At 46.0% G+C, this 25,787-nt stretch carries 23 protein-coding genes; 1 reads left to right on the forward strand and 22 read right to left on the reverse strand.

All coding sequences use genetic code 11. The features are described 5' to 3' along the window. Positions 1-37 precede the first annotated feature (37 nt). The 6 genes from MH215_RS02100 to MH215_RS02125 form a co-directional block, all read right to left on the reverse strand. Positions 38-865, reverse strand: a complete 828-nt coding sequence (locus MH215_RS02100; protein ID WP_239287429.1) for a LytR/AlgR family response regulator transcription factor — start codon at positions 863-865, stop codon at positions 38-40. 15 nt (positions 866-880) lie between these two features. Further along, the gene (locus MH215_RS02105; protein WP_056696933.1) at positions 881-2,524 is read right to left on the reverse strand and encodes a sensor histidine kinase; all 1,644 of its coding nucleotides are present in this window, start codon (positions 2,522-2,524) and stop codon (positions 881-883) included. Between the two features lie 811 nt (positions 2,525-3,335). Next, on the reverse strand, positions 3,336-3,623 hold the full coding sequence (locus tag MH215_RS02110; RefSeq protein ID WP_056696392.1) for a stage VI sporulation protein F: 288 nt from the start codon (positions 3,621-3,623) through the stop codon (positions 3,336-3,338). 286 nt (positions 3,624-3,909) lie between these two features. Continuing rightward, a complete protein-coding gene (gene recG, locus MH215_RS02115) occupies positions 3,910-5,955 on the reverse strand; it encodes an ATP-dependent DNA helicase RecG (RefSeq protein ID WP_239287439.1) in 2,046 nt (681 codons plus the stop codon). A gap of 10 nt (positions 5,956-5,965) precedes the next feature. After that, on the reverse strand, positions 5,966-6,829 hold the full coding sequence (locus tag MH215_RS02120; RefSeq protein WP_056696389.1) for a DegV family protein: 864 nt from the start codon (positions 6,827-6,829) through the stop codon (positions 5,966-5,968). Between the two features lie 30 nt (positions 6,830-6,859). Beyond that, entirely contained in the window at positions 6,860-8,668 is a 1,809-nt protein-coding gene (locus tag MH215_RS02125; RefSeq protein WP_239287441.1) for a DAK2 domain-containing protein, read from the reverse strand. Positions 8,669-9,306: 638 nt separating this feature from the next. On the opposite strand from MH215_RS02125, the gene rpmB reads away from it, so the two are divergent. Then, a complete protein-coding gene (gene rpmB / locus MH215_RS02130; protein ID WP_024631107.1) occupies positions 9,307-9,495 on the forward strand; it encodes a 50S ribosomal protein L28 in 189 nt (62 codons plus the stop codon). Positions 9,496-9,687: 192 nt separating this feature from the next. On the opposite strand, the gene spoVM is transcribed toward rpmB, so the two are convergent. The 16 genes from spoVM to MH215_RS02210 form a co-directional block, all read right to left on the reverse strand. Continuing rightward, on the reverse strand, positions 9,688-9,768 hold the full coding sequence (gene spoVM, locus MH215_RS02135) for a stage V sporulation protein SpoVM (RefSeq protein ID WP_019424875.1): 81 nt from the start codon (positions 9,766-9,768) through the stop codon (positions 9,688-9,690). Positions 9,769-9,933: 165 nt separating this feature from the next. Further along, entirely contained in the window at positions 9,934-10,185 is a 252-nt protein-coding gene (locus MH215_RS02140; protein ID WP_056696385.1) for a hypothetical protein, read from the reverse strand. 2 nt (positions 10,186-10,187) lie between these two features. After that, a complete protein-coding gene (rpe, locus tag MH215_RS02145; protein ID WP_056696383.1) occupies positions 10,188-10,847 on the reverse strand; it encodes a ribulose-phosphate 3-epimerase in 660 nt (219 codons plus the stop codon). Between the two features lies 1 nt (position 10,848). Then, positions 10,849-11,766, reverse strand: coding sequence for a ribosome small subunit-dependent GTPase A (gene rsgA / locus MH215_RS02150; RefSeq protein ID WP_056696381.1), 918 nt, complete (start codon positions 11,764-11,766; stop codon positions 10,849-10,851). A gap of 116 nt (positions 11,767-11,882) precedes the next feature. Then, positions 11,883-14,099: a Stk1 family PASTA domain-containing Ser/Thr kinase gene (pknB, locus tag MH215_RS02155; protein ID WP_239287451.1), complete on the reverse strand. Its 2,217-nt coding sequence runs from the start codon at positions 14,097-14,099 to the stop codon at positions 11,883-11,885. Continuing rightward, positions 14,096-14,872, reverse strand: coding sequence for a Stp1/IreP family PP2C-type Ser/Thr phosphatase (locus MH215_RS02160; RefSeq protein WP_056696378.1), 777 nt, complete (start codon positions 14,870-14,872; stop codon positions 14,096-14,098). The genes pknB and MH215_RS02160 overlap by 4 nt, the downstream gene beginning before the upstream one ends. A gap of 7 nt (positions 14,873-14,879) precedes the next feature. Next, a complete protein-coding gene (gene rlmN / locus MH215_RS02165) occupies positions 14,880-15,920 on the reverse strand; it encodes a dual-specificity RNA methyltransferase RlmN (RefSeq protein WP_056696377.1) in 1,041 nt (346 codons plus the stop codon). Between the two features lie 540 nt (positions 15,921-16,460). After that, positions 16,461-17,975 carry a 16S rRNA (cytosine(967)-C(5))-methyltransferase RsmB gene (rsmB, locus tag MH215_RS02170; protein ID WP_239287461.1) on the reverse strand — a complete coding sequence of 505 codons (1,515 nt, stop codon included), beginning with the start codon at positions 17,973-17,975 and terminating at the stop codon, positions 16,461-16,463. Next, on the reverse strand, positions 17,972-18,928 hold the full coding sequence (gene fmt / locus MH215_RS02175; RefSeq protein ID WP_239287472.1) for a methionyl-tRNA formyltransferase: 957 nt from the start codon (positions 18,926-18,928) through the stop codon (positions 17,972-17,974). Before fmt ends, rsmB begins: the two co-directional genes overlap by 4 nt. A gap of 6 nt (positions 18,929-18,934) precedes the next feature. Then, positions 18,935-19,423 carry a peptide deformylase gene (gene def / locus MH215_RS02180; RefSeq protein ID WP_056696370.1) on the reverse strand — a complete coding sequence of 163 codons (489 nt, stop codon included), beginning with the start codon at positions 19,421-19,423 and terminating at the stop codon, positions 18,935-18,937. Between the two features lie 107 nt (positions 19,424-19,530). Continuing rightward, a complete protein-coding gene (gene priA, locus MH215_RS02185; protein ID WP_239287482.1) occupies positions 19,531-22,080 on the reverse strand; it encodes a primosomal protein N' in 2,550 nt (849 codons plus the stop codon). A 1-nt stretch (position 22,081) separates the two neighbouring features. Next, the gene (gene coaBC, locus MH215_RS02190) at positions 22,082-23,368 is read right to left on the reverse strand and encodes a bifunctional phosphopantothenoylcysteine decarboxylase/phosphopantothenate--cysteine ligase CoaBC (protein ID WP_239287503.1); all 1,287 of its coding nucleotides are present in this window, start codon (positions 23,366-23,368) and stop codon (positions 22,082-22,084) included. 167 nt (positions 23,369-23,535) lie between these two features. Beyond that, positions 23,536-23,751, reverse strand: a complete 216-nt coding sequence (gene rpoZ, locus MH215_RS02195; protein ID WP_056696365.1) for a DNA-directed RNA polymerase subunit omega — start codon at positions 23,749-23,751, stop codon at positions 23,536-23,538. 225 nt (positions 23,752-23,976) lie between these two features. Further along, entirely contained in the window at positions 23,977-24,549 is a 573-nt protein-coding gene (gmk, locus tag MH215_RS02200; protein WP_056696363.1) for a guanylate kinase, read from the reverse strand. A 13-nt stretch (positions 24,550-24,562) separates the two neighbouring features. Next, positions 24,563-24,823 carry an extracellular matrix/biofilm regulator RemA gene (gene remA / locus MH215_RS02205; protein ID WP_006209218.1) on the reverse strand — a complete coding sequence of 87 codons (261 nt, stop codon included), beginning with the start codon at positions 24,821-24,823 and terminating at the stop codon, positions 24,563-24,565. A gap of 51 nt (positions 24,824-24,874) precedes the next feature. Continuing rightward, complete coding sequence (locus tag MH215_RS02210; protein WP_239287522.1) at positions 24,875-25,774, reverse strand: YicC/YloC family endoribonuclease; 900 nt, start codon at positions 25,772-25,774, stop codon at positions 24,875-24,877. Positions 25,775-25,787 lie beyond the last annotated feature (13 nt).

The following is a 25,787-nucleotide window of genomic DNA, read 5'->3' on the forward strand; positions in this document are numbered from 1 at the left end:
TTGGCATGAGTTGCATCAGAGCGGGAATGAAATGCCTCTAAATGCGCATGAGCTGCCTGAACTCTTTTACCTTCCCACGACTTACAGGCACTTCTGCCTCCAGATCACGCAGGCGTAACAGATACGTATTGTTAAACCAAGGCACAATTTCACGAATTTGAACCAGATTCACCAGGTACGAACGGTGGCAGCGGAAGAAGGTTTCCTGTGGTAAACGTCCATGGAAATCCGTAATACTAACGGGCATCGTAAATTCACCATTTTTCGTATATACCTTCGTTACCTTTTCCTGTGCTTCCGCATAATAAATATCGTTAGTATCCGTCACAATGATGTTGTCGTTCCGTAACAGGTTAATCCGCCTCACATCATGGCTGTTCGCTTCCCTCACCTGTTGCGTTCCAGAGGACGAGCTTAATACAGACGAGGAGTCATGTACAGAAGTCGTATGCTGAACTGATCCGTCGCCCATACCAAGTTCATGCTTCCCCTGCTCCTGATCCCGGCGGAATGTGGATTCAAGCTTGTTCAGCATAGCTGCAATCCGTTTCTCGTCATAAGGCTTCAATATATAATCCAACGCTTCCAGCTCAAATGCCTCCACTGCATGTTCCTTGTACGCTGTCGTAAATACGATGTAGGGCTTACGGGCAAACTTTCCAATATGATGAGCCAGCGTCATGCCGTCTAACGAAGGAATGTTAATGTCCAGAAAAATAACGTCAACTTCCTGCTCCTGCAGAAACTTCAGCACATCTAGTCCATCTTCAAGACAAGCAACAACTTCAATCTGGCTGTGCTCCTGAATTAAATAATTCAACTCCTCACTCGCCAGGATCTCATCTTCAACAATAAGGGCTCTCATCGACCAATCACCTTGTTATGCATCTCCTTTAGGCACATCAAATAAAATATCTGTTCCTTGTTCCAACCGAGTAATGGTTAAGCCTTGTCCATAAATAAGTTTCACACGCCGGTGTACATTATATAATCCGATCTGATTCCCAGGCATCCGGTCATGGTACACCTGTTCAATAATGTCTGGATGGATACCTGATCCTGTATCACTGACACCCACTCGCACAAAATTAGGATAATCCTGTACTCGAATGCGAACCGTTCCCGGTCCTTTCACTTTAAGAATGCCGTGGATAATGGCATTTTCAACAAGCGGCTGAATCACCAGACTTGGAATATGCACAGCCACCTCATCAATCTCATAGATCACTTGCAGCCTGTTACCGAAGCGCGCCTTTTCAATTTCCACATAATTACGAACTTGCTCTAATTCTTTATGAATATCGATCAGTTCGTCTGACAGCTCCAAATTATAGCGCATATATCCCGACAAATTCACAATTAACTCCCTTGCTCGATCGGGCTTGGTACGAATGGAGGAGGCAATGGCATTTAACGCATTAAACAGAAAATGAGGATGGATGGTCGTTTGCAGAGCCCTAAGCTCTGCTTTGTTCGCAGCAGCCTTAATCTCTTCAACACGGGATACCTCCATCTGCGTAGAAATAATCTGTGATAGCCCTACTGCCATGGTCTGCAGAGGATACGTGATCTTGTACGCTTTTCGATAATAAATTTTTAGTGCTCCAGTCACTTCGCCCCGCTCTTCTAGCGGAATAATAAGCAGGGAGTGAATATCCGGCGTTTTCTCATCAATCACATCATTACTAATGGTAATCTCTCCGCTGGAGATCGTTTTCTTCGTCATCTCACTAATAATCTCATTTCCGATATGATACCGTTCTTCACCAAATCCCACATAAGCGAGTACATTTCGTGTATCGGTAATGGCCACCGCATCTGCCTGGATGTCCTCCTGAATAATTCGGCAGATTGTACGAAGAGAGTCTTCGTCAATGGAACGGAAATACGGCAGCGTTTTGTTGGCAATATCTAATGCGAGCTTCGCCTGGCGAGCTGCGATCATTTCTTTTTCCCCTTCAACACTCTGCACGAGAAGCACAATCAAACCAATATTCATCTCACCTAGAATCATTGGTAGTGCAATCTGAGACACGATATCCGCCCCTAGTGGGTCTGGATAGGAATACAACAAAATGAGTAACATCGTAAGTGCTTCACAGATCATTCCAGCAGCAATCCCAATAATCCAGCGTTTGGACTTAGGCGTATACTTGTGAATGTAACCAGATCCGAGACCTGCAATAATACTTGTAATGAGACAAGGAATAGCCGTTACTCCGTCCATATCAATTAAATAACGGTGTACTCCTGATACAATCCCCGTAATAATCCCTACTGGCGCTCCAAACAAAATACCACCTGATAACACGGCGATGATTCGTACATTGACAAGAGAACCTTCTACATTAATCCCCGTATATGTCCCGAAAATCGCAAAAGCACAGAATAGTAGTGTAACTGCTACATATTCCTGCCACCTTAATTTGCCCTTCTGCAGGATCTGCCGAAATCGGGGTACTCTGGACAAAAAGAATAAAAAAATAATTAATAATGCCGCCCGTTCAAACAAACCAAGCAGCATAATAAACATTTCAGACAATCGAACTTCCTCCATATCTATTAGACATTAGCGTACCTATGTTGGTACAAGCTCCTATGTGTAGAACCTACTCATCATGCTCGTATGCAACAGTTTACCGCTCCCCCTGCAGGAAAGCAAAGCTCTAACCAAAAATTCAAAATCCATAGGTAATCCATCAATAGCATTCATTCTACATTTGCGGAATACTTCGTCGGCACTTATCTGATAAATTTCATTGTGATATAATTAGAATGTTATTCCAATTTGCTACAACTTTTGTTGAAGAAAGGTGTATTTCATGCTTGTATTACTACTGCTCCTAGGTTCACTGCTTTTGTTCGGTTTATTAGGGGGTATCCTCTATTTTATCTCCACACGATCCAAAAACCCTCAGCGATTCTCTGTTCATGCGTTGAAAGTGATCTTAAGTATTTCCATTCTCGTACTCATTGTTCAGAACTACGTATATAAAACCGTACCTTCTAATGCAATTTTAATATTAATTCTAATTGTCTCTTTGATAGCTATTGGTTCTCCACATGTCCAACATCATAACAAAAACAAGAAGTGAGAATCCACGCGCATGCATCAGTTTCCTAACTTACATATGTACTTATTCATTATTCTTCACTATCTATTTATTAGACGGATTGTCATAACCCTCGTATAAATAAATCGATTGCATCACCAAACTCCTAATTCCATTGAAATAATAAATAGCAAAGGAGCTGTCCCGTCATAATCATGACTATTGGGACAGCTCCTTTATAACATACCATTGTTCAATGTCATTTGACATCACACCGAACACCTATCTAAACATTCCCCATAGCTTAATCAGATGGAACGTATTATTCGGGTCAATCTTCTGTGCGATAACAAAAGCTACAAATTGCTCCTCTTGAGCAGACGAGAAGCTCTCATTCATAATGACTGCTGAAGACTTCACAAGTCTTCTCACTTTTGCACGATCCTGAAGATCCGACTTAGTTACTCCATCGATCAGTTTTTTGATACGCTCTTTTACAGCAGGATTTTTCATCTTTGTTTTGATCCGCTCCACTAACTGCGGACTAATTCCATATTGTTGATAACCCAACGGACTTAGCACCTCCTGAATAATGAACTCACTTCTTATTCATATGACAGGAGGGCTTGTACACTTGACCTTTTTCCCAAGGAAATACGGAAAGCAGCAATATCCTCTATTCGCTAAAGTCCTTTTTTTCAGTACCAGGAAGATGCGATGAAGCTAGAAATGGAGTAGCGGAGCGTAGATATAGCTACGTGAGCAACGGACATTTCGGCTGAGTCCCAGCTTCGCCGCTGATGATGCCGCAGGCATCTTTCGTAATCAAAAGTGGACTTTTTGAATTACCTCTAAGTTAATCGATGAGGTCGCCTTGGAACACTTGTTGCCCCTGTAAATACTCACGCAGTGGTGCGTAGTCGATGGACGTCCAGAAGTTTGCATCTGTAATTAAACTGGTGACGTCATCTCTGGCCTGCTCCAATACCGCAAAGTCTGCAACCATATCTGCCAATCGAAACTCGGGCAATCCGCTCTGCTTGGTGCCGAAGAAATCACCAGGACCTCGCAGATCCAGATCGCGCCGAGACACCTCGAAGCCGTCATCCGTTTCCGTCATGACCTTCATGCGTTCTTGTCCAACTTCTGACTTCGGATCAGCAATGAGCACACAGTAGGAAGCATGAGCCCCACGGCCAACTCGGCCTCGAAGCTGGTGAAGCTGTGACAGACCGAAACGATCCGCATCCATGATCACCATAAGCGTAGCGTTAGGTACATCTACCCCTACCTCGATGACCGTCGTCGAAACGAGCAGCTGAATATCGTTACTGTAAAAGTCACGCATCATTTCCTCTTTTTCCGTCGCCGTCATTCGTCCATGAAGCAAACCGACACGATAGTTTGGAAAATTCTGCTGCATCTGTATATGCAGATCAATCGCATTCTGAACGTCCAGCTTCTCCGACTCTTCAATGAGTGGACAGATCAGATATGCTTGCCGCCCCTGATCCACTTCTCGGGATATAAAGCCCAGAACCCGCTCCATCTTGTCATGCTTCACCCAGTAGGTGGAGATCGGAATACGCCCTTTAGGTCGCTCTGAGATCGTAGATACTTCAATATCGCCAAAAGCTGTAATCGCCAGTGTCCTAGGAATCGGCGTAGCTGTCATCGTCAACACATCCGGGTTATATCCCTTACGGCGGAGAACACTGCGCTGATTCACACCGAAACGGTGCTGCTCATCAGTTACCACGAGTCCTAAATCACGGAAGAAAACATCCTCCTGAATCAGAGCATGCGTCCCTACTACGATATCAATCATGCCCATTTGTAAAGAAGCAATCAGATCTTTGCGTTTGCGGCCGTTCACACTACCTGTCAGCAAACCAACGGTCACCCCAAACGGTTCGAACAGCTTTTGTAATGATCTCATATGCTGCTCTGCCAGAATCTCTGTAGGCACCATGAGAGCTCCCTGAAACCCAGACCGCACCGTGGTATATAGGGCAATCGCCGCAATGACGGTTTTGCCTGACCCTACATCTCCCTGAAGCAGACGATTCATCGAATATGGCGAGCGCATATCATGCAAAATTTCAAGTTCTACCTTCTTCTGTGCATCTGTCAGCTCAAACGGCAAACTACGTACAAATTCCCGAATAGTCGTATTATCCGTCGTATGCACGACCCCGTCCATACGATCTCGGTTAAGAGCACGATATGCCTGCATTTTAAGTTGGAATAAGAAGAGCTCTTCATACACCATCCGTTGTCTGGCTCGCTGGCCTTCTTGGTTATCCTGTGGATGATGAATTCCAGCAATCGCTTGTTTGCGAGGCAAGAGACTGTATTTATTTAATAAGCTTCGAGGCAAAATTTCAGGAATTAACTCCCCATATTGCATGAGTCCTTGCTGAATGGTTTTGCGCATCCATGTTTGTGTGAGCTTACCCGTTACTGAATATACAGGTTGAAGTGTACCTGAGCGTCCTTCCCCTTTATCGGGAAATTCAGAATCGGATACCGTCATCTGCATGCGCTTTTGTTCCCATTTGCCTGTGATGACAATCTCACGGTTAGGTGTTAGCTGGTCTTTCAGGAAATGTCGATTAAACCACGTGGCTGTAATCATCCACTCCTCTATCATCACCTTACACGTAAGCCTGGATTTTTTCCCGTATCTCTGCAGCACAGGAATGCCCATAATTTTGCCCTGAACGGTAATCTTGTCTCCATCCTTCACTTCACTGAGAGAACGCAGACGATAATCCTCGTATCTGAACGGATAATATTCTAATAAATCTTTTACAGTAGAGATGCCAAAGGCGTGAAGCTCTCCCTCTTTGAGAGCACTCACGCCGTTGATTTGTTTTACGGATATTTCATCCCATTTCATGTTTAATCCCTCATTCCGGAACAGGCCACATAAAGATAGCTATTACACCAGGACCTACATGGCTACCGATGACAGCGCCGATGTTGGTATACACTACCTCATTCAGTGTAAAATGCCCACGTAACTGCTCTGCACAAGCAATGGCTGATCCGGGATCTGCGGTGTGGCCGATTGCCACATTTACGCGTTTACCCGCGAAATCCTGCTGAAACAGCTCAATGATGCGAGCCATGGCCTTTTTTTGACCTCTGACCTTCTCAACGGCATAGATAATGCCTTCTTTATCAATAGATAGAATTGGCTTAATATTCAAAAGGGTTCCAAAAATCGCTGCCGCTTTGCCGATTCGACCGCCTTTCTGTAGATACTCTAGCGTATCCACAAGGAAGAACAGCTTACGAGTCCGGTGCATACCTTCTACAGCACTAGCAATGTCGGCTGCTGATTTGCCCTGTAAGGCAAGCTCAGCGGCCTGCACCACCAGCAATCCATATCCGTAAGATGCCGACTTGGAGTCCAGCACCGTGATGTCACCTTCACGCTCTAACAGAGACTTGCCAAGCAGAGCAGATTGATAAGTGCCACTCATGCCAGACGACAAGTGAATGGATACGATGGCACGTTCCGGATCTTCGTCCAGCAGTGATTGATATACGTTCATGAACTCAGTAGGAGAAGGCTGTGACGTCGTTGGCAATGTCGCAGCCTTTCCAAGTTTCGTATAAAACTCCTCTGGGGTCAGTTCAACTCCGTCAGCATACGTTTCTTCACCAAACAATACACGCAACGGCACAACATGAATCCCATACTTGCGAATCAGTTCTTCCGGTATATCTGCTGTACTATCCGTTACGATCGCAACCTTATGGCTCACTAGATCCCCTCCTTCTTGGCTAGGTGAACACTACGACTCTACAGAGAACAAATAATAATAAACAGGCTGTCCTCCAGCATGTACCTCTACTTCAGCATCCGGATACTGCTCTTCGAGCCAAGCAACCAGTGCAGTTGTAACCTCAGAAGACGCCTCTTCCCCTTCAAGCAGGGTAACAACCTCGTCTCCACTCTCTAACATGCGTGCAAGCAAAGCTTGGCAGGCCAGCAACAGATCTTCATCCGTAGCCACAATTTTGGAGTTGTGAATCCCGATATAATGACCTTCCTTAATATCCAGCTCATCATATTGGGTATCTCTCACCGCATGGGTCACTTGACCAGATTGCACCCGTGCCAGAGCATCCAGCATCTGATCCCGATTCACCTCTGCCGATTCATCTTCTTGGAAAGCAAAAGCAGCCGCCATGCCTTGTGGAATGGTCTTACTTGGAATTACAGTAATACGGCGTTCATCCTCCAGCAATTCACGTGCCTGCTCTGCAGCAAGTACGATATTAGAATTGTTCGGCAAAATAAAAATCTGTTCCGCTGCGATGGAACGCACCGCTTTTACAAAATCCTCCGTGCTCGGATTCATCGTTTGTCCACCAGACAAAACGACATCCACACCGAGGCTACGGAAAATTTCAGCAATACCATCACCTGAAGATACAGCGATAAATCCATATGGTGCCATCTCATCCGCAGGCGGCACAGCTTCCTCGTGACCACGCGACACTTCTGGTGGAATCTCTGCGAACAGTTCAGGCGAAGGTGCGATATCCATGCCAGCAGTAAGCAGGTCTCTATGCTGTTCACGCATGTTCAGAATGTGAATCTGCGTAATTTCACCATAGCGTAGAGCCAGGTTTAATACATCGCCAGGTGTCTTGGAATGCACATGCACTTTAATGACTTCATCATCGGCAATAATGATAATGGAGTCTCCGTTCACTGATAACGCTTTCCGGAAAGCATCCTCATCGAATGCGACTCCTGCGTTGTCGCCAAGCTGTCGGTTAATGAAAAATTCCATATCATACAGGAATTCAATATCTTCCGTAACAAGTCTTGCTTGTGCCGATAAAGGCATCTCTGGCGCGATAACCTGTTGTGCAGGTTTAGCAGGTGTTACTTCTGGCTTCGCAGCAGGTTTAAGAGCAGAAGACGATCCCGAAGGTTGAACTTCTTTTGGCAGAGTCGTCAGGCTTCCTCCATCTTGCTGCAATAGAACTTCCATGAAACCTTCGTAAATATATACAAGCCCCTGACCACCTGAATCCACAACCCCTACCTGTTTCAGTACAGGCAGCAATTCTGGAGTCATCGCCAGTGCTTCTTTTGCTTTTAACAATACTTCATTCATTAATTCTGTAATATCATTCGTCCGTCTAGCGTAATAGTTGGCATGCTTAGCAGCTTCCTTAGCTACGGTCAGAATGGTGCCTTCTACAGGCTTTACCACTGCTTTGTATGCTGCATCCACACCGTTCTGGAGGGCTGCCGCAAATTGGATTGTATTCAGTTCCTCATAAGGCGCAGCGGAACGGCTGAATCCTCGGAACAATTGCGATAAAATAACTCCGGAATTGCCGCGAGCACCCATAAGCAGGCCTTTCGATAAAATACCAGCAGCTTCTCCGATTGAGGCAGAGCTCTTGCGTTTAATCTCAGCGACTCCTGCACTCATTGTCAAATTCATGTTCGTTCCCGTGTCGCCATCTGGCACAGGGAAAACATTCAGGGAATTGACGTGCTCTGCATGCTGCCCAAGTTGTTCCGCTCCGGCAAGTACCATTGCGGTGAAATCTGTTCCATTTAAAGAACGTATACTCAAGTGAGAATTCCCCTTCCTAGCTTGATACACGAACATCTTGCACCAAGATGTTATCTGGTCTGTTCATGCGTTAACGCTATTGCGTTATTCTTCGTCCATACCTTGTCCGGCATAGGCATATAATACAACATGTCAGCCGGGTTTAACGGTCTGGGCGGCCTGGCCACCGATATCCTGCAACCAATTACAGCCCCAAGTTCGGGGCATACGGATATGCACCGGTATCGAGAGCCGGCATGAATGCCGCATGGAGACTGGTGCCAATGATGGAATGCCGCAGCGCGCAGCGTTGCCAAAAAGCAGACCCCCGACCTTTAAGGCCGGTCTTTTCTCCGGCTTCCCCGCGGCAAAAGCCTGTTCACCGCTGTATTATGGACTATTCAACATTGTACTATATTAGACAGGAGAAATAAATAAAGTTTTTGGATCAGTTGACGAAGCTTTTTTAGATATGATATTATATTCAAGTATTGTTTTAAGCAGGTTTAGTAATGGAAATGATCCGGCGATGCTGGCTTGAACAACCCATTAGCTACTGGAAACTGACTTTTTCTAGTCAGGTAGAACAATTTAGTCCTTATGGAATGACTTTCGTCTCTCCGAAGGCACTGGTTATTTTAGGATAGGAGGTGTAATCTATGTCTCGCAAATGTTATGTGACAGGTAAGAAACCGGGCACCGGTAACCACGTATCCCACGCTAACAACCGTAACCGTCGTTCTTGGGGCGTAAACGTTCAGAAGGTCCGCATTCTCGTGAACGGCAAACCGAAACGTGTATACGTAAGCACCCGTGCACTGAAAGCCGGTAAAGTGACTCGCGTATAATCACGCAAAGCTACTATAAATCGGATAAGCAAAAAGCACCTTGTCTATCGCAGGTGCTTTTTTGGTATCTAAACATGAAAGCCCCCACCTTAAACACCATAGACATGTGAATGGCCGCCGCATCGTGCTTCGTAAGCTAATTTTCAGGACGCCCTGAAGCTAACAAAGCGGCGGTATTCGCATTGTAATGGATCAGTTCTTTTGAAACGTATTAAGAATCGCCTTTACAAACCCTCCCAAAAACTTCGGCAGTTTGAACGTGTAAAATTTCATACTTCACCCTCCCCATCATGCTCATACATCCGCCGCATCCTATGCTTCATGCCTTCCCTACCGCAAACACGACAAAAAAGGCTACATGAGAAACCTGCTCATGTAACCATATTTATGCGGAACTACCTGTCCCTATTCCATAATGACGAGCCTGAAACAAGGGATTTACATCTGGGTCGGAACAAATTGATAGACAGCAATCATGAATACACTCATTAAGTAGTAGAGTATGCTAAAAATGACAAATGTAACCCGAAGTCTCGTTCGGTCAAATTTACGGAAGTATAAGATGACAATCCCAACCCCAAGTAAAGAGGTAAATGCATTAAATGGAGATTGTACTACCGCAAATAAAGCGAGCACTAGTCCTGTAACGAGACTTGCAGCCATGGTCCACAGCGTCTCTTTCAGATTCATGTTTAGCCCCCGTAGCTGTTGCGAATGTCAGTAATTGCAGCTGCACGATCTTCACGCCCAAATACTGCACTTCCTGCAACGAGCACATCCGCACCAGCTTCCACCACAAGTGGAGCCGTATCGGCAGCAATTCCGCCATCCACTTCAATATGAACGTCATGACGTCCTTTTTCATTCAGCCAACTGCGAATTTGCTTGATTTTGTTCATTGTTCCGGAGATGAAGGCTTGTCCACCAAATCCTGGGTTAACCGTCATGACCAGCACCAAGTCCACATCATCAAGAACTTCTTGAATCGCACTTGCAGGTGTACCCGGATTCAGAGCAACGCCTGCTTTTACACCTTGTTCTTTGATTAAGTGAATAACACGGTGAAGGTGCACACAAGCTTCGGCATGAACCGTAATGACCGCCGCTCCTGCTTTGGCAAACTCCTCAACATACCGCTCTGGATTCTCAATCATCAAATGCACATCAAGCGGCAAGCTCGTATGAGGCGCAATGGCTTTTACAATCGCAGGGCCAAGCGTAATATTAGGGACAAAGTGACCGTCCATGACATCAACGTGAATCCAATCTCCACCTGCGGTTTGAGCTTCCGCTACTTCTGCACCAAGACGGGCAAAGTCAGCAGATAAAATGGATGGGGCAATTTTAATCATGTTAGTACCTCCGCTTCTTGTCTTTCATTTCTGTAAGAAACAACACATAGTGCCGGTACCGGCTTTCGGCGATTAGTCCTTCTTCCTTAGCTTCGAGTACCTTGCATGATGGTTCGTGGGTGTGTGTACAGCCTCGGAATTTGCACTGATCTGCATACTGAGCAAATTCACGGAAACAGGTAGAGAGCTCCTCTACACCAATCTCTAGGAAGTCCAGCTGGCTGAAACCAGGAGTATCGGCAACAAAGCCCCCATTATCCAGTGGAATTAACTCTACGTGCCTAGTGGTGTGTCTGCCTCGTCCTAGACGCATGCTGATCTCACTCGTTTCCAACGTAAGACCTGGCATCAAAGCATTCAGCATGGAAGACTTACCTACGCCAGATTGACCAGCAAATACGCTAATCTTACCTGCAAGCCGTTCCTTCAGCATTTCACTGCCTTCCCCGGTTCGCGAACTGGTAGAGATGACTTCATAACCAATCTGTTCGTAGAGCGCCTTTACTTCAGCGACAGTATCTTTGTCATCTGCTCCTGGATTAGCCAAGTCTTGCTTCGTTACGACGATAAGCGCATCCAGCCCTGCCTGTTCGATATGAACAAGGAACTTGTCCAGTAGATTCAGATTCATATCCGGTTCCTTGACGGAGAATAGGAGAACAGCCAGATTGACATTAGCCACAGGAGGACGGATCAGTTCCGTGTCACGCTTTTTAATTTCATCTACTGTTCCTTCCCCATTCTCAGTCAACATGTAGCTAACACGGTCACCCACAAGCGGTGAAGTGCCCCGCTTCCTAAAGATGCCTCTAGCTCGACATTGAACAGCAGAGCCTTCAACCGAAGGCACCCCGTTATCTTCCAGTGGCATGACATAGTAGTAACCGCTTAGCGCTTTAACGATGATACCTTCAGGCATAGCTCCGTCGCCCTCCTTTAATTTGGCAATACGATTGTGCAAGTTCCAGACGTACGATTTTCAGTGAATGGTTAGAACTAAGCTTTACTGGCTAAACGTCAGCAATAAGCCGTCCTTTAAGGACGGCTTGATGCATTAACGACTTCCTTGGTTCTACCCTTAGCCTTACCGTTACCATTGCCATTCCCTTGATCCATCGCTGAGGTGTCTCCCTCTTCGTTGTCAGTTTCACCATCCGCAGGTGTTGACTCAGGTTCACCTTCCTGGTTGGTTTCCGTACTATCCTCTTCCACATTTCCTGGATCCGGTTGTTGCTCATCCGGTGGTGGCTGCACGCCGCCCTCAGGCTCAATGGAAGGTACAACAACCGTTCCATTCTTGGCATCAATGTAGGTAACAAGGTACGTATCAAGGAATTTCCCATCCCGATAAACGGACACAGCGCCATTCTCATTTGGTGCAAGTACCAGTGGGATCGTCAACGCTTGGTTAGACTTGTTAATAGTACGTGTTCCCCACTCTTGGTTTTTGCCACGTGCATCTTCAAATGTAATTCGAATACTGCTGTTTTTGCCCTCTTCTTTTGGTGAAACATTAATATTAAACGAATATTCTAACGCTTCTGGTGGATAACCTGTACTGATGTAAATGGTAATATTGTCACCAGGACTAACCTCTGCACCCGCTTCAAAAGGCCATTGTTGGGTTACTTTACCGCGGTCAATGGTATAACTTGACTCCTCTTGAACCTGAGCCAGCGTTAATCCGGCAGATTTAAGCAAACGCTCTGCTTCACTACGGGTTTGATTTTTAAGATCAGGCATCTTAATCGTTTCAGCGCCTCTACTTACGGTTAAAACAATTTGAACTGATTCCAGATCGAATTCTTCATTGACTCCAGGCGTCTGGGAGATCACGTTTCCGGATGCGACTTCATTGGAGTATTCATCCTTACGTTGGATCTGATCCTCCTTAATGCCTAAAGCGGTCAGACTCTTCACAGCAGCATCATAAGAGGAACCTTTTACATCAATCATTGTAGATGGCTCTTTCTCTATGCTGACACTAAGCTGGATCTCAGAGCCCTCTTTGACGACATCGCCTTCTTTTCTACTCTGATCAAAGACAATACCTGGATCAAAACCTTCTTCAGGGGCGCGAATGACCTCATTACTTACCACAAGGCCACTATCCTCCAAGATTTTACGGGCATTTTCCTCAGTTTCATTAATGACACTAGGAACCTGCACTTCAGGAACAACAAGCATGCCCTTGACGTACCATACCACGCCAACCATGGCTATCAGAATTAGAAGCGTCAACGAAATAAGAAGAGTTGGCTTTTTCCAATTCTTTGTTTTGCCCTTTTCTTTGCCCACCTCGACGTCAGACTCCATCACAGGCACTGAACCTGTTGAAGTAATACCACGTGGCTCGGGCTTAATTGCAGGCATGACACGGGTTTGATCAATATCATCCTCATCGGGAAAATCAATCTTGTTTTCATTGCGACGCTCTGGCATCAAACAAGTTTCCAGATCGGTCTGCATTTCTTTTGCTGATTGATACCGCTCTTGAGGATTCTTACGCATAGATTTCAGAATTACATTTTCCACACTTTGCGGAATCAATGGATTAAATTTGCGTGGTTCATCGAATTCTTCCTGCAAATGCTTCAAAGCAACGCTAATTGGACTCTCTCCCAAAAACGGAAGCTGCCCAGTCAGCATTTGATAGAGTACGATACCAAGAGAATATAAGTCCGATTTTTCGCCTGTTACAATGCCTTTGGCATGCTCAGGCGAGAAATAATGAACAGAACCGATCACAGAACCAGTCTGAGTAATTGTCGTCGAGGTTACGGCACGAGCAATTCCGAAATCCGTCACCTTCACACGTCCATTGCGTCCAATCAAAATGTTATGCGGTTTAATATCCCGATGAATAATCTGATTATGATGTGCGTGATCTAGGGCATCTGCGATCTGAGAAGCGATACGAACAGCTTCATCGACTTGCAGAGGCGCCCTTTCTTTTATAATTTCATTCAAGTTTTTGCCTTCGACGTATTCCATAACAATATAATGCACATCATCTTCTTGCCCTACATCATAGATACTCACTACGTTAGGATGAGACAATGATGCAGCAGATTGTGCTTCTCTGCGGAAACGTCGAATAAACTCTTCGTCATGGACGAATTGCTGTCTTAACACTTTGATCGCGACATTTCGATTCAGCAGAAGATCCTGTGCTTTATATACAAGCGCCATACCGCCGCCACCGACCCGCTCAATCACTTCATAGCGTCCGCCTAGCTGGTGCCCAATCATGACTCGCACCCCGTTTCCGCAACTACGGAACTTTCCTCTTGAGCCTCAAACAACGCAACGGTGATGTTATCATCTCCGCCAGCGAGCAGAGCCAGCTGGAGTAGACGATCCGCTCGTTCCTCCAGAGGAAGATCCAGATTGCCAGCAACTTGAATGAGCTGCTCATTGCTGACAAGGTTACTTAACCCATCACTGCATAACAAAAGGACTTCGCCCTTTTCCAGCTTAACGGGATCCAAATCTACCTTTACCTCAGCGTCTGTGCCAAGTGCACGAGTCAGTACGTTACGACGTGGATGATGAGAAGCGTCTTCCTTTTTAATGATACCGTTCTTTAACAAGTCATTGACCAGTGTGTGATCTTCCGTCAACTGAGTTAATGATTTGTTGGCAATTTTGTAAGCGCGGCTATCTCCGATATGACCGATAACTCCCTCAGCATCATTCAATAAGGCAGCAACCACTGTCGTCCCCATGTTATGGTACTTTTCATCTGCAGATGCTGTGCGGAATATTACCTCATTCGCATGCAGTATCGCGTCGCTGAGAGCAGCAGACAAAGAGGCATGCGACAAGCCCGGCTCTAATGTACCGAGATCGCTCACGAGTGTCTCCACCGCAAGCCGACTTGCGGTATCTCCCGCAAGATGTCCGCCCATGCCATCGGCAACAATGCCTAAGATATAACCTGTTTCCAAATTGCGAATCCAAGCTGAATCTTCATTAACCGAACGTACACGTCCGATATGGCTCACATGAACTGTTTTGATCAAAACGTTCTCACCTCAACTCCATATGCTTGGCACGAAGCTGACCGCAAGCGGCAGCAATATCATGTCCCTGTTCACGACGAATCGTTACATTGACGCCTTGCTCCGAGAGAATTCTCTGGAAGTTAAATATATCGCTTCGTGATGTTCTTACGTATTTGCGCTCAGGCACGTGGTTGACCGGAATCAAGTTAACGTGGCACAGCATGTTCTTGAGTACACCTGCTAGTTCAGCAGCATGTTCAGGCTGATCATTAACTCCGCCAATCAGAGCGTACTCAAACGTAATTCTCCGACCTGTTTTGGCCAAGTAATAACGCAAGGATTCCATAACGTCTTCAAATGGAAAACGACGGTTGACCGGCATCAATTTGGAACGAAGCGCATCGTTCGGTGCATGAATGGAGATCGCCAGATTAATCTGTGTATCTTCATCAGCAAATTTGTAGATGTTCGGTACGATTCCGCTCGTAGATACGGTAATATGACGTTGACCGATATTCAATCCTTTTTCATGAATCATCGTGCGCAAGAAGGTCATCGTAGCTTCATAGTTTTCAAATGGTTCACCTGAACCCATGATAACAATGCTGCTGACACGCTCGCCACGTTCATCCAAGATTTTCTGTGCCTGTACCACTTGAGCAGTAATCTCTCCAGCCGTAAGGTTACGTTTGAGACCACCCAGCGTTGATGCACAGAATGTGCAACCAATTCGGCAACCAACCTGTGTCGTTACACAGATGCTGTTCCCGTAGTTATGCTTCATGATAACTGTTTCAATGGCATGATCATCATGCAGACCAAACAGGAACTTAACCGTTCCATCCTTGGATTCAAATTTCGTAATTTCTGTGAGCGTTACAAATTCGAATTGCTCTGTCAATTTTTCGCGTAGTGCCTTCGGTAAGTTACTCATTTCATTAAAATCATTCACACGTTTCACGTAGATCCAGTCAAAAATCTGACCCCCACGAAACGCAGGCTCCCCATTATTAACAGCCCACTGCTGCAGCTCTTCTAGGGAATAATCATATATAAAAGGTTTCATTTTGTTTTCAACACCTATTCCTTCTTTTCATTTAGATTGAACTATAAATATTTACACTTCCACTCCGATGACAGAATAACCTTCCAATCGCTGTTATCCCCAGATTTTTTGAACTCTCTTTTGCAAAGAGAAAATCCGGTGATAGCTTATGCTTTCGACGTAGCTTTCTTTCAGAAAGCTTTCAGGCGAACGCTTCGCTTCTTCACGTTATTTCTGTCCTCTCCGTTCTCGTGTAAATGTATAATTTCAATCTATATAGCTTTCTGCTTATCGTTCCATTCGTCCTATTCTATCATAAAGACCACTTTACATCCATGTATACCCTCGAAGCACACACTTCATGCATTATAACACCTCTATGCGCCTATCGCACCCTAAGATCATTCGTCAATCACGAAAATCGCCCACTTCTATGGCCTAATCATGTGATATTAAAGTGTTCAAACATTTCATTATGCCCCCATAAAAAAGGCATGCTTCTCACAAAGAAATCCGCCGAAGTTCCCCTCGGCGGCTCTTGCTCAAGCACTATACAATTCATCATTTCGCCGTGCGGATCAAACGGGCAATGTAAAATCCGTCGCTGTGTGCATATTGCGGCAAAATTTGCACACCTCCGTTGACGGATTTCCATTCAGCCAATGCCGTATCAGACCATGTCGAATCAGCTGCTTCGAATTCAGGATGACGTTGCAAGAAGTCAGACACCATCATTTCATTTTCCGCTGGTTCGATCGTACATGTGCTGTATATCAGCACCCCTCCTGGCTTCAGTAGTGGCGCTACACGATCCAGCAACTCACGCTGTAAACCCGAAATGTCGTCGATATCTTCAGGAGACTTCGTCCATTTGACATCTGGCTTGCGACGGATAACACCAAGACCTGAGCATGGCGCATCTAGCAAAATCCGATCAAATGAAGCGGCAGGATAACGTTCATTCAGATCTAGTGCATCACCAGTAACGGCATCAATACAGCCTAATCCCAGACGATCCGCCTGATCCATAATCAATTGACGTTTATGAGCATGCAGGTCATTCGCTATAATTCGCCCACGATCTTGCATTTTCTCAGCCATATGTGCTGTCTTGCCACCAGGGGCTGCACAACAATCCAGCACGGTTTGTCCTTCTTCGGGCGCGACCGCTTCAGCCACCAGCATGGAACTCTCATCCTGCACAGATAACAGACCATCACGATACCAGGATGTAAGAGCCATATTGCCTCCGCTACGCACCAGAATACCATCAGGACTCAGTCGGGAAGGCTCTACCGTTGCTCCCGCGCTCTCCATCTCGCCCATAAGCTTCTCTCGTGTTGTCATCGTTGTATTCACACGAACACTGACCGCAGGAGGCTCATTATTGGCACGACAGATGTCTTCTGCTGTCTCTTCACCATATTGAGCGATCCAGCGCTCTACCATCCACAGTGGATGTGAATGCTCCAGCGCAATCCGTTCAGCAACAGGCAGATGTTCCGGTATCCGAAGTTCATCGCGATTACGAATCATATTCCGCAAAACGCCATTCACCATACCAGAGATACCTTGGTGACCCAGCTTTTTCGCAAGATTCACCGCTTCACTGACAACTGCATGCTCAGGAATGCGATCCAGATACAACATTTGATACACACTAATCCGTAACAAGCTTCTTACCCACGGCTGTAACTTAGACACACCTTTGGCTACATAACGCTCCAAATAATAATCCAGTGTGTTCAGCCTTGCGATTGTTCCATAGACTAATTCGGTCGCTAAACCTACGTCTGCTGGACTTAAATCAGCTTCTTTTAATCGGCGATTCAACTCAAGATTGCTGTATGCTCCATCTTGTTCAACTGCACTAAGTACCTTTACGGCAACGTTCCGAGCAGAGGTTTTGGGACCAGACGAGCGTTCAGCCCCTCGTGAAGAAGGTCTAGCAGCGCTTTTGTTTTGAGTATGAGCAGGTTTCCCGTTGCTCTGACCCTTCTTAGAGTGGGTACGTGTCGTTGATTGTTGTGCTTGTTTCCCCTGACTTGATGTACGGCCTGATGTATTTCCGTTCATCGCAGCACCGTGCCTGGTTTCAAGGTACCACCACGACCAAAGTCTACAGCCTTCATCACTTTTTTACCTGCGGGCTGAACTTCGGTCAACCAGAGTGAACCGCTGCCTGTTGATACCTCGATACCATCAGCACCCAGTTGCAGAACAGTGCCCGGCTCGGTTTGACCTGTTTGAGAAGTTCCTTGGACATTTGAATTCGGATTCATCGCTGCCCATACTTTGAAGACTTGATCATCCCACATGGTGAATGCTCCAGAGAATGGCACAAGACCACGGATCTGATTAAACAGCTCTCGTGAGGAGCGACTCCAGTCTAGTTTCTCATCTTCTCGAGTCAGATTGCGGGCATACGAAGCTTCGGCATCATCCTGAGGGACAGCCGTTGTTTCTCCTGCAATTAATCTAGGCATTTCTTCCTGTAACAATTTAGAGCCCGCTTCACTCAGCTTGATAAACATCGAGCCTGATGTATCTTCATCCGTGATCGGTACTTCTACGCGCGAGATCATGTCCCCGGTGTCCAGTCCTTCTGCCATATACATGAGCGTTACTCCAGTAACCGACTCCCCATTAATAATGGAGCGTTGAATCGGAGCACCTCCGCGATATTTAGGCAAAAGTGATCCATGTACGTTCACACAGCCACGAACAGGCATGTCCAACACGGCTTTGGGCAGAATCTGCCCAAATGCTGCGGTAACAATGAGATCAGGTTTCCACTCTGCGAGCTGAGCCACTGCTTCTGGATCACGAAGTTTAACCGGTTGAAATACAGGCAAGCCATAACGCTCTGCTGCAGCTTTTACAGGTGTTGGTGTGAGTATCTTTTTGCGGCCTTGTGGTTTATCCGGCTGTGTTACGACACCGACCACATTGTATCCTTCCGCAATTAGCATATCTAGAGAAGGAACAGCAAAATCTGGGGTTCCCATAAAAACAATATTCAAATCCATCACTCCTTAATTACGTCGAGGTCCTGTCTGATCCGCAGAAATTTCGTACACTTTCTCGGCAATATCAGTAAAGAGAACTCCATCCAGATGATCAATTTCATGTTGGAATGCGCGGGACAACAGACCGCTGCCCGTAATAATCAGTTCATTGCCTTCACGATCCAGCCCTTTAACGGTCACCGTCTCAAAGCGACGTACATCCCCGTTAATTCCAGGAATACTCAGGCAACCTTCCGGTCCGAACTGCTCGCCTTCACTGGAGATAATTTCGGGATTAATCATTTTGATCAGGCCCTGTTCATCTCCAGCATCAATAACGATCAAACGTTTCAAAATACCTACTTGTGGCGCCGCAAGCCCTACACCCTCAGCATCGTACATCGTATCTGCCATATCATCCAGCAGCTTTTGTACATTCGGTGTGACTTTAGTTACTTCCTTAGCTCTTTTGTGTAGCACTTCATCCGGTTCTTTCACGATAATGCGAATCGACATGTTGTAAGCACCTTCCTAATCCTCATCATAATTTCAAGACATCAAGCTGTGTAGTTATATCTCAGCTATGATGCATGTTTTTACTAATCTATGTTTATACCGCCTGTTCACATTAACATTTGCGGGTCTACATCAAGACTAATTAGCAACTTCTGCGCTTGCACATCATCGTCCATGCGCCGAGCTATCGCTAGAGCGAGCCCAATAGCGTCTACATCCCCACGCCATTTTATCATACATTGGAATCTGTATCTATTCTTGATCCGAGGAATCGGCGAGGCTACGGGCCCGAGTACGTCAAAGGCTTCGTTGCTGAAACGATCCATACTTCCTAACCACCCTGCTGCGTTTGCACGTTCTTTTAACATTCGCGTGTAATTTTCAGCAAGCCGGATTAGTACCGGTAGTTGCTCGTGTGAGAAAGTCACCAGAATGAGTCGACAGTATGGCGGATATTGAAGATTACGTCGATGCAGCAATTCTTCACGTACAAATGATACATAATCATGCTGACTAGCATGACCGATCGAGTAATGCTCTGGCGTATAAGATTGCACAAAAACTTCACCTGGAAGCTGATGTCGTCCTGCCCTCCCGGCAACTTGGGTCAGTAGCTGGAATGTTTTTTCTGCAGCTCGGAAATCAGGTAAATTCAATGCCGAATCGGCCGTAATGACCCCTACCAGCGTCACATCTGGGAAGTCGAGCCCTTTAGCGACCATCTGTGTACCCAGCAAGATATCTGCCTTTTTCTCCCGAAACTGTTTCAGCAGCTTCTCATGTGAACCCTTCTCCGTTGTTGTATCCACATCCATCCGAATGACGCGAATACCCGGGAATAACTTCGCGAGTTCTTCCTCTACACGCTGAGTCCCTGTTCCAAAATATCGAATGTGCTCACTACCACAATCCGGGCACACTTCCGGAGCCGCTTCCGCATAACCACAATAGTGACAACGAAGATTATTGGAGCGTTGGTGATACGTCAGGGAAATATCACACTCTGGGCAACCGGCTACATATCCACAGCTTCGGCACATCACAAAAGTAGAGTATCCACGGCGGTTTAGAAGTAAAACGGTTTGTTCTCCACGTTCCAAGCGTTCCTCTATACCTTTGTGCAATGCACGGCTGAACATCGATCGATTGCCATCCTTGAGTTCCTCACGCATATCAACAATGCGCACGTCAGGCAAGTTATTACCAAGCGCCCGAGTTGGCATTTCCAGCAGGAGTGGTGCGAATTCATCATTACTTTGAGAGCGAGCAGCGTAATAACTTTCTAGCGAGGGCGTCGCAGAACCAAGAACCACAACGGCCTGGTGCTGCTGGGCTCTTTTCACCGCAACATCACGGGCATGATATTTTGGCGTTTCCTCCTGCTTGTAGGAGGTCTCATGCTCCTCATCCATAATAATTAATCCAAGACGGCTGAACGGTGCAAACACCGCTGATCGTGCCCCAATAGCCACCTTGACCTGACCCTCTCTAATTTTACGCCATTCATCGTAACGTTCCCCACCTGACAAACGACTGTGCATGACCGCAACCTGGTTACCAAAGCGCCCTTTGAAACGCTCAACCATCTGAGGAGTCAGAGCAATTTCGGGTACAAGCACGATGGCTTGCCGATCCTGATCAATACACTGTTGTATCGTTTGCAGATAGACTTCCGTTTTGCCACTTCCTGTTACACCATGAAGCAAAAAGACGCCGTGGCGTCTCTCCATCAATCTACCGTTGATGCTATCATACACATGTTGCTGTTCCGGCGTGAGCAAGAGCGGTTCGGTCGCCCGAAACTTCCTGCCCTGATAAGGGTCACGAAAGACTTCAACGTCCTCTGTTACGAGTAATCCCTTCTCTTCCAGTCCTTTGACAGTGGCCGCAGATACCTGAAGCGTTGACAACAATTCCTTCATTGGCATAGGCAACAGTTCTTTCATCTCGAGCAAAAAAGATAATACTTCCTTCTGACGTTGCGCCTTCGCTGGGAATGCATCAAGTGCTTCTTGTGCTACCATGGCATCAACCGCAAGATCCACAGACTTCATCGTCTTTTTGCCCATTTTATCCTTGATGGCCTGGCTTTCTAACAATATGCCACCTAGAAGCAGTTTTTTGATCAAGGGTGCATGATTAGGGTACTTTCGACTTAGTTGTTGAAGAGGGACTTGTCCACGGCTTTGTACGAATCGAATGATATCCTGCTGTACCTTCTCCGTAGTTGATTCTTCTCCCCATACAAAAAGAACCTCTTCATTCGGCGACGAACTCGCCGTCTTAGCATCGAGTGCATCTCCAATAGAGATGTAACGCTCTGCTTTTCCTTTTAAAGCTGTGGGTACCATCACCTGCAAAGATAGAATGCGATTGCTCGCATAACGATCACTCATCCATTCTGCTAGTTCCACCAGATCTTTGGACAAAGGCGGAACAATATCTAGCAGCTCCTGAACAGGCTTGAGCTTAAATGTCTCATTTCCGGTGCGAGGTACAAGATCAACGACAAATCCCTGCACCGTCCGATGTCCAAAAGGTACACCTACCCGACTGCCAATTTCGATCCATTCTCGCATCGATTCTGGCACAAGATAATCAAAAGGTCGGTCGGTTTCCTTCACAGGAACATCGACAATCACCTTGGCGATCTCCATATTAATTCCCCCCGGCAATGCGCTCCGCCGCAATTGAAAGCAACTGGCGTGCCACGTCTTCCTTGGCCATTACCTGAAGCTCTTCTACCAAACCCTCACGGTCATAAATATTCACCGCATTGGTATCTGTTCCAAATCCTACACCTGCACGGGTGACATCATTGGCTACGATCAGATCACAGTTTTTCCGTTCCAGTTTTTCTCGTGCATACCGTTCAATATCATTCGTCTCTGCTGCAAAACCGATCAGAAATTGATGGGTCTTCTGCTTCCCTAATGTTTCGAGAATATCTATATTTTTAATAAGTTCAAGCGATAATGTATCGCCTGTTTTCTTCATCTTTTCCTTATAAACTTCCTTAGGGCGATAATCAGCCACAGCAGCTGCCTTCACTACAATATCTGCTTCATCCCATTGGCTTAGAACAGCATCATACATTTCATTTGCAGACTGCACCCGAATCACCTGTACATTTGCGGGTGGGCTGACCTGTGTATTGCCCATGATAAGTGTAACTTCAGCTCCAAGCTCCTGCGCTATAACCGCAACTGCAAAGCCCATCTTGCCTGAAGAGTCATTCGTAATATAGCGAACAGGGTCAATACGTTCAATGGTACCTCCCGCTGTGACAACGACTTTTTTTCCTGTTAATAGCCGTGCTTCTGTAGCCGTTTGTGTAGTCGTTTGCTTGGTTGCTGGTGCCGAAACATAAGAGATCTGTCCAGCATTGTTGCCGCTCGCTTTATTCGCAAAAAAATGTTCCACGACATCAACGATTGTGTCTGGCTCTTCCAGCCTTCCTTTGCCTACATAACCACAGGCCAATTGCCCTTCGCTTGGCTCAATCATTAACGTTCCACGCTCGACTAATAGGTTCATATTATGTTGCACAGCCGGGTGATCATACATATGAACATTCATAGCCGGTGCAATCATTACTGGAGCAGTAGTAGCTAGGAGCGTGGTGGTTAACATATCATCCGCCATACCATGTGCCATCTTCGCAATCACATTCGCGGTGGCTGGAGCTACCAATACAAGATCGGCGAGATCAGCCAAATGAATATGTGAAACAACCGATGGTTCGCGCTCATCGAACGTATCGCTATATACAACATTACGCGTCAAGGTTTGCAGTGTTAACTCTGTAATAAACTGTTTAGCAGATTCCGTCATGATGACATGAACATCCGCTCCTCTTTGCACAAGTCTACTGCATAGTGTTGCTGCTTTGTAAGCAGCGATTCCTCCTGTGACTCCAAGCACGATCTTTTTGCCGTTCAACATGTTATTTCCCCCAGTCTATGCGACATATAAACGATGAATAGGAATCTATCTTGTCATCCCTTTAGTTCGTTATGAATAGAATTCAATAGAGAAAAAAATAACAACCTCGCGGTTGTCAAATAAATCCGGCTTACGCCGTATGCAGTTGAAGAGCAGCCGCTGACGGCTTACTCTTCCTCTTCTTCGTCCTGTCCTTTGATGACAACGAGCAAGTCACCATAAATCTCTTCAAGCGCAACGCCAACCTGTTTATTGGATTTTGCATTTCTCAGATCGGATTTTTCGCCTTCACGAAGTTGTCTAGCCCGGCGAGAAGCAGCAACAACAAGAGAATACTTGCTGTCGACTTTGTTCATCATTTCATCAATAGAAGGATACAGCATAGTTACAAAACACCTCTTCACATTAGTATAATCACCCTTCACCGCCAGACTGAACTTCAAGAGGCTGTTCAGATAGATCATTTTCACGGTAATGCAAAACGATTAAGTTGAACATGCACCTACACAGTCCAGTCTGTATCCGTCATCCACACGAACGCGTTCTTTATCTATATATCCTATGACTGTAGTCGTGTGGAATATCGCATATTGCTGCGGTAAAAGAGATTATTTATTGATCTTACAATGTTCGGCGATAATGATGCTTTCTATTCGTTTACACGCCAAATCAATTTCATCATTAACAACTGCGTAATCATACTGCTCCAACAAGCTGATCTCATCCACAGCAACGGACATCCGGTGGTCAATTGTAGCCTGACTTTCCGTACCGCGGCCTTGAATGCGATCTTTAAGCTCGTCCAACGAAGGAGGAAGTAGAAACACAAAGATCCCTTCCGGGAACTTTTCTTTTACTTTTAACGCACCTTGGACTTCAATCTCAAGAATGATGTCGCGGCCTTCGTTAATTGTTTTCTCCACAAAATCACGTGGAGTTCCATAATAGTTGCCAACATATTCTGCATGTTCCAGCAGTTGATCTTCAGCAATCATACTCAGAAACTCATCATGCGAATGGAAGAAGTAGTTAACTCCATGTTCTTCACCCAGACGAGGCTGGCGGGTTGTTGCCGATACGGAATAAGTCAAATTCGGCACCCGTTTGCGCAGCGCGCTGCATACTGTACCCTTCCCGACCCCAGATGGGCCGGACAACACTATCAGTAATCCCTTAGACATATTACACTCCATTTTATTCGTCGTTATCATCATCTTTCGAAGAAAGACGATGGGCAACCGTTTCTGGCTGTACCGCAGACAGAATGACATGATCACTATCCGTAATAATTACGGCACGAGTACGTCTTCCATACGTTGCATCAATCAGCATATGACGGTCTCTTGCCTCTTGTATAATCCTCTTGATCGGCGCCGATTCCGGGCTTACGATGGATATAATCCGGTTCGCCGATACGATGTTACCGAATCCAATGTTAATGAGTTTGATTGCCATAATCAGGTTCTTCCCCCTATACATGCGACTCTTCTGCCGAAATATGACCGTTCATTCGATATTCGCTGCTTGCTCACGAATTTTCTCCAGTTCCGCCTTCATCTCGACAACACGGTTCACTAGAGCCAAATGGTTGGCTTTTGATCCAATCGTGTTAACTTCACGATTCATCTCTTGAATAAGAAAGTCCAGCTTGCGTCCCACAGGTTCATCACTCTTCAGCAGTTCCCTGCTCTGTCCAAAGTGACTGAGTAAACGCGTAAGCTCTTCTTCTATGTTAGAACGATCGGCAAACACAGCAATTTCCATACCCAATTTATGCTCATCAAAAGGGAAAGAGCCTTCTTCCTGCATTTCCGTAAGCCTTTGTCTTAGCTTGTTGCGGTAATCACTTACCACAGTAGGTGCAAGAGTAAGCATCTCGGTATGCAGTGACTCCAGACGACTTATTCGTCGTTCCAGGTCACTGGCCAGATGAAGACCCTCGCGAGCGCGCATCTGTTCCAGACCGGACAGAGCTTCTTCAAGTCCCTCCTGCAGAACACGTTCCCATTCATCCTTCTGTTCTTCCGTCAGGAGATTAACCCCTTCTGAATGAACCATGACATCTGGCAACGAAAGTATGTCCATAATGGTCGGCTTGCCCTGCATTCCATACCGGGTCTCCAACTGCTCTGCAGCCTGCAGATAGGCTCTAACCGCCTGCTCATTGAGCACGGCAGGAAGAGCCTGGTCTTCATCTTTTTCTTTCATTACATAAACATCAATCCGCCCACGTTTCAAACGGCTCTGTACGATTTTCCTCAATCCGTCTTCATAACATGTCCACTCTTTCGGTAGACGCATCATCACTTCACAATAACGATGATTGACCGATTTGACTTCCAACTGTACCTTATAGCCGCCAAAATGAAAAGCGGATTGACCGTATCCGGTCATACTGAATGACATCGGCATCACATCC

This window comes from Paenibacillus sp. ACRSA, assembly GCF_022346845.1.
GTDB lineage: Bacteria > Bacillota > Bacilli > Paenibacillales > Paenibacillaceae > Paenibacillus.

Coding starts and splice junctions, on each gene's coding strand:
- MH215_RS02100 (WP_239287429.1), bottom strand. CDS start 865: ATGAGAGCCCTTATTGTTGAAGATGAGATCCTGGCGAGTGAGGAGTTG.
- MH215_RS02105 (WP_056696933.1), bottom strand. CDS start 2,524: ATGCTGCTTGGTTTGTTTGAACGGGCGGCATTATTAATTATTTTTTTA.
- recG (WP_239287439.1), bottom strand. CDS start 5,955: ATGAAATGGGATGAAATATCCGTAAAACAAATCAACGGCGTGAGTGCT.
- rpmB (WP_024631107.1), top strand. CDS start 9,307: ATGTCTCGCAAATGTTATGTGACAGGTAAGAAACCGGGCACCGGTAAC.
- spoVM (WP_019424875.1), bottom strand. CDS start 9,768: ATGAAATTTTACACGTTCAAACTGCCGAAGTTTTTGGGAGGGTTTGTA.
- MH215_RS02140 (WP_056696385.1), bottom strand. CDS start 10,185: ATGAATCTGAAAGAGACGCTGTGGACCATGGCTGCAAGTCTCGTTACA.
- rpe (WP_056696383.1), bottom strand. CDS start 10,847: ATGATTAAAATTGCCCCATCCATTTTATCTGCTGACTTTGCCCGTCTT.
- rsgA (WP_056696381.1), bottom strand. CDS start 11,766: ATGCCTGAAGGTATCATCGTTAAAGCGCTAAGCGGTTACTACTATGTC.
- pknB (WP_239287451.1), bottom strand. CDS start 14,099: ATGATTGGGCACCAGCTAGGCGGACGCTATGAAGTGATTGAGCGGGTC.
- rlmN (WP_056696377.1), bottom strand. CDS start 15,920: ATGAAACCTTTTATATATGATTATTCCCTAGAAGAGCTGCAGCAGTGG.
- rsmB (WP_239287461.1), bottom strand. CDS start 17,975: ATGAACGGAAATACATCAGGCCGTACATCAAGTCAGGGGAAACAAGCA.
- fmt (WP_239287472.1), bottom strand. CDS start 18,928: ATGGATTTGAATATTGTTTTTATGGGAACCCCAGATTTTGCTGTTCCT.
- def (WP_056696370.1), bottom strand. CDS start 19,423: ATGTCGATTCGCATTATCGTGAAAGAACCGGATGAAGTGCTACACAAA.
- priA (WP_239287482.1), bottom strand. CDS start 22,080: ATGGAGATCGCCAAGGTGATTGTCGATGTTCCTGTGAAGGAAACCGAC.
- coaBC (WP_239287503.1), bottom strand. CDS start 23,368: ATGTTGAACGGCAAAAAGATCGTGCTTGGAGTCACAGGAGGAATCGCT.
- rpoZ (WP_056696365.1), bottom strand. CDS start 23,751: ATGCTGTATCCTTCTATTGATGAAATGATGAACAAAGTCGACAGCAAG.
- gmk (WP_056696363.1), bottom strand. CDS start 24,549: ATGTCTAAGGGATTACTGATAGTGTTGTCCGGCCCATCTGGGGTCGGG.
- remA (WP_006209218.1), bottom strand. CDS start 24,823: ATGGCAATCAAACTCATTAACATTGGATTCGGTAACATCGTATCGGCG.
- MH215_RS02210 (WP_239287522.1), bottom strand. CDS start 25,774: ATGTCATTCAGTATGACCGGATACGGTCAATCCGCTTTTCATTTTGGC.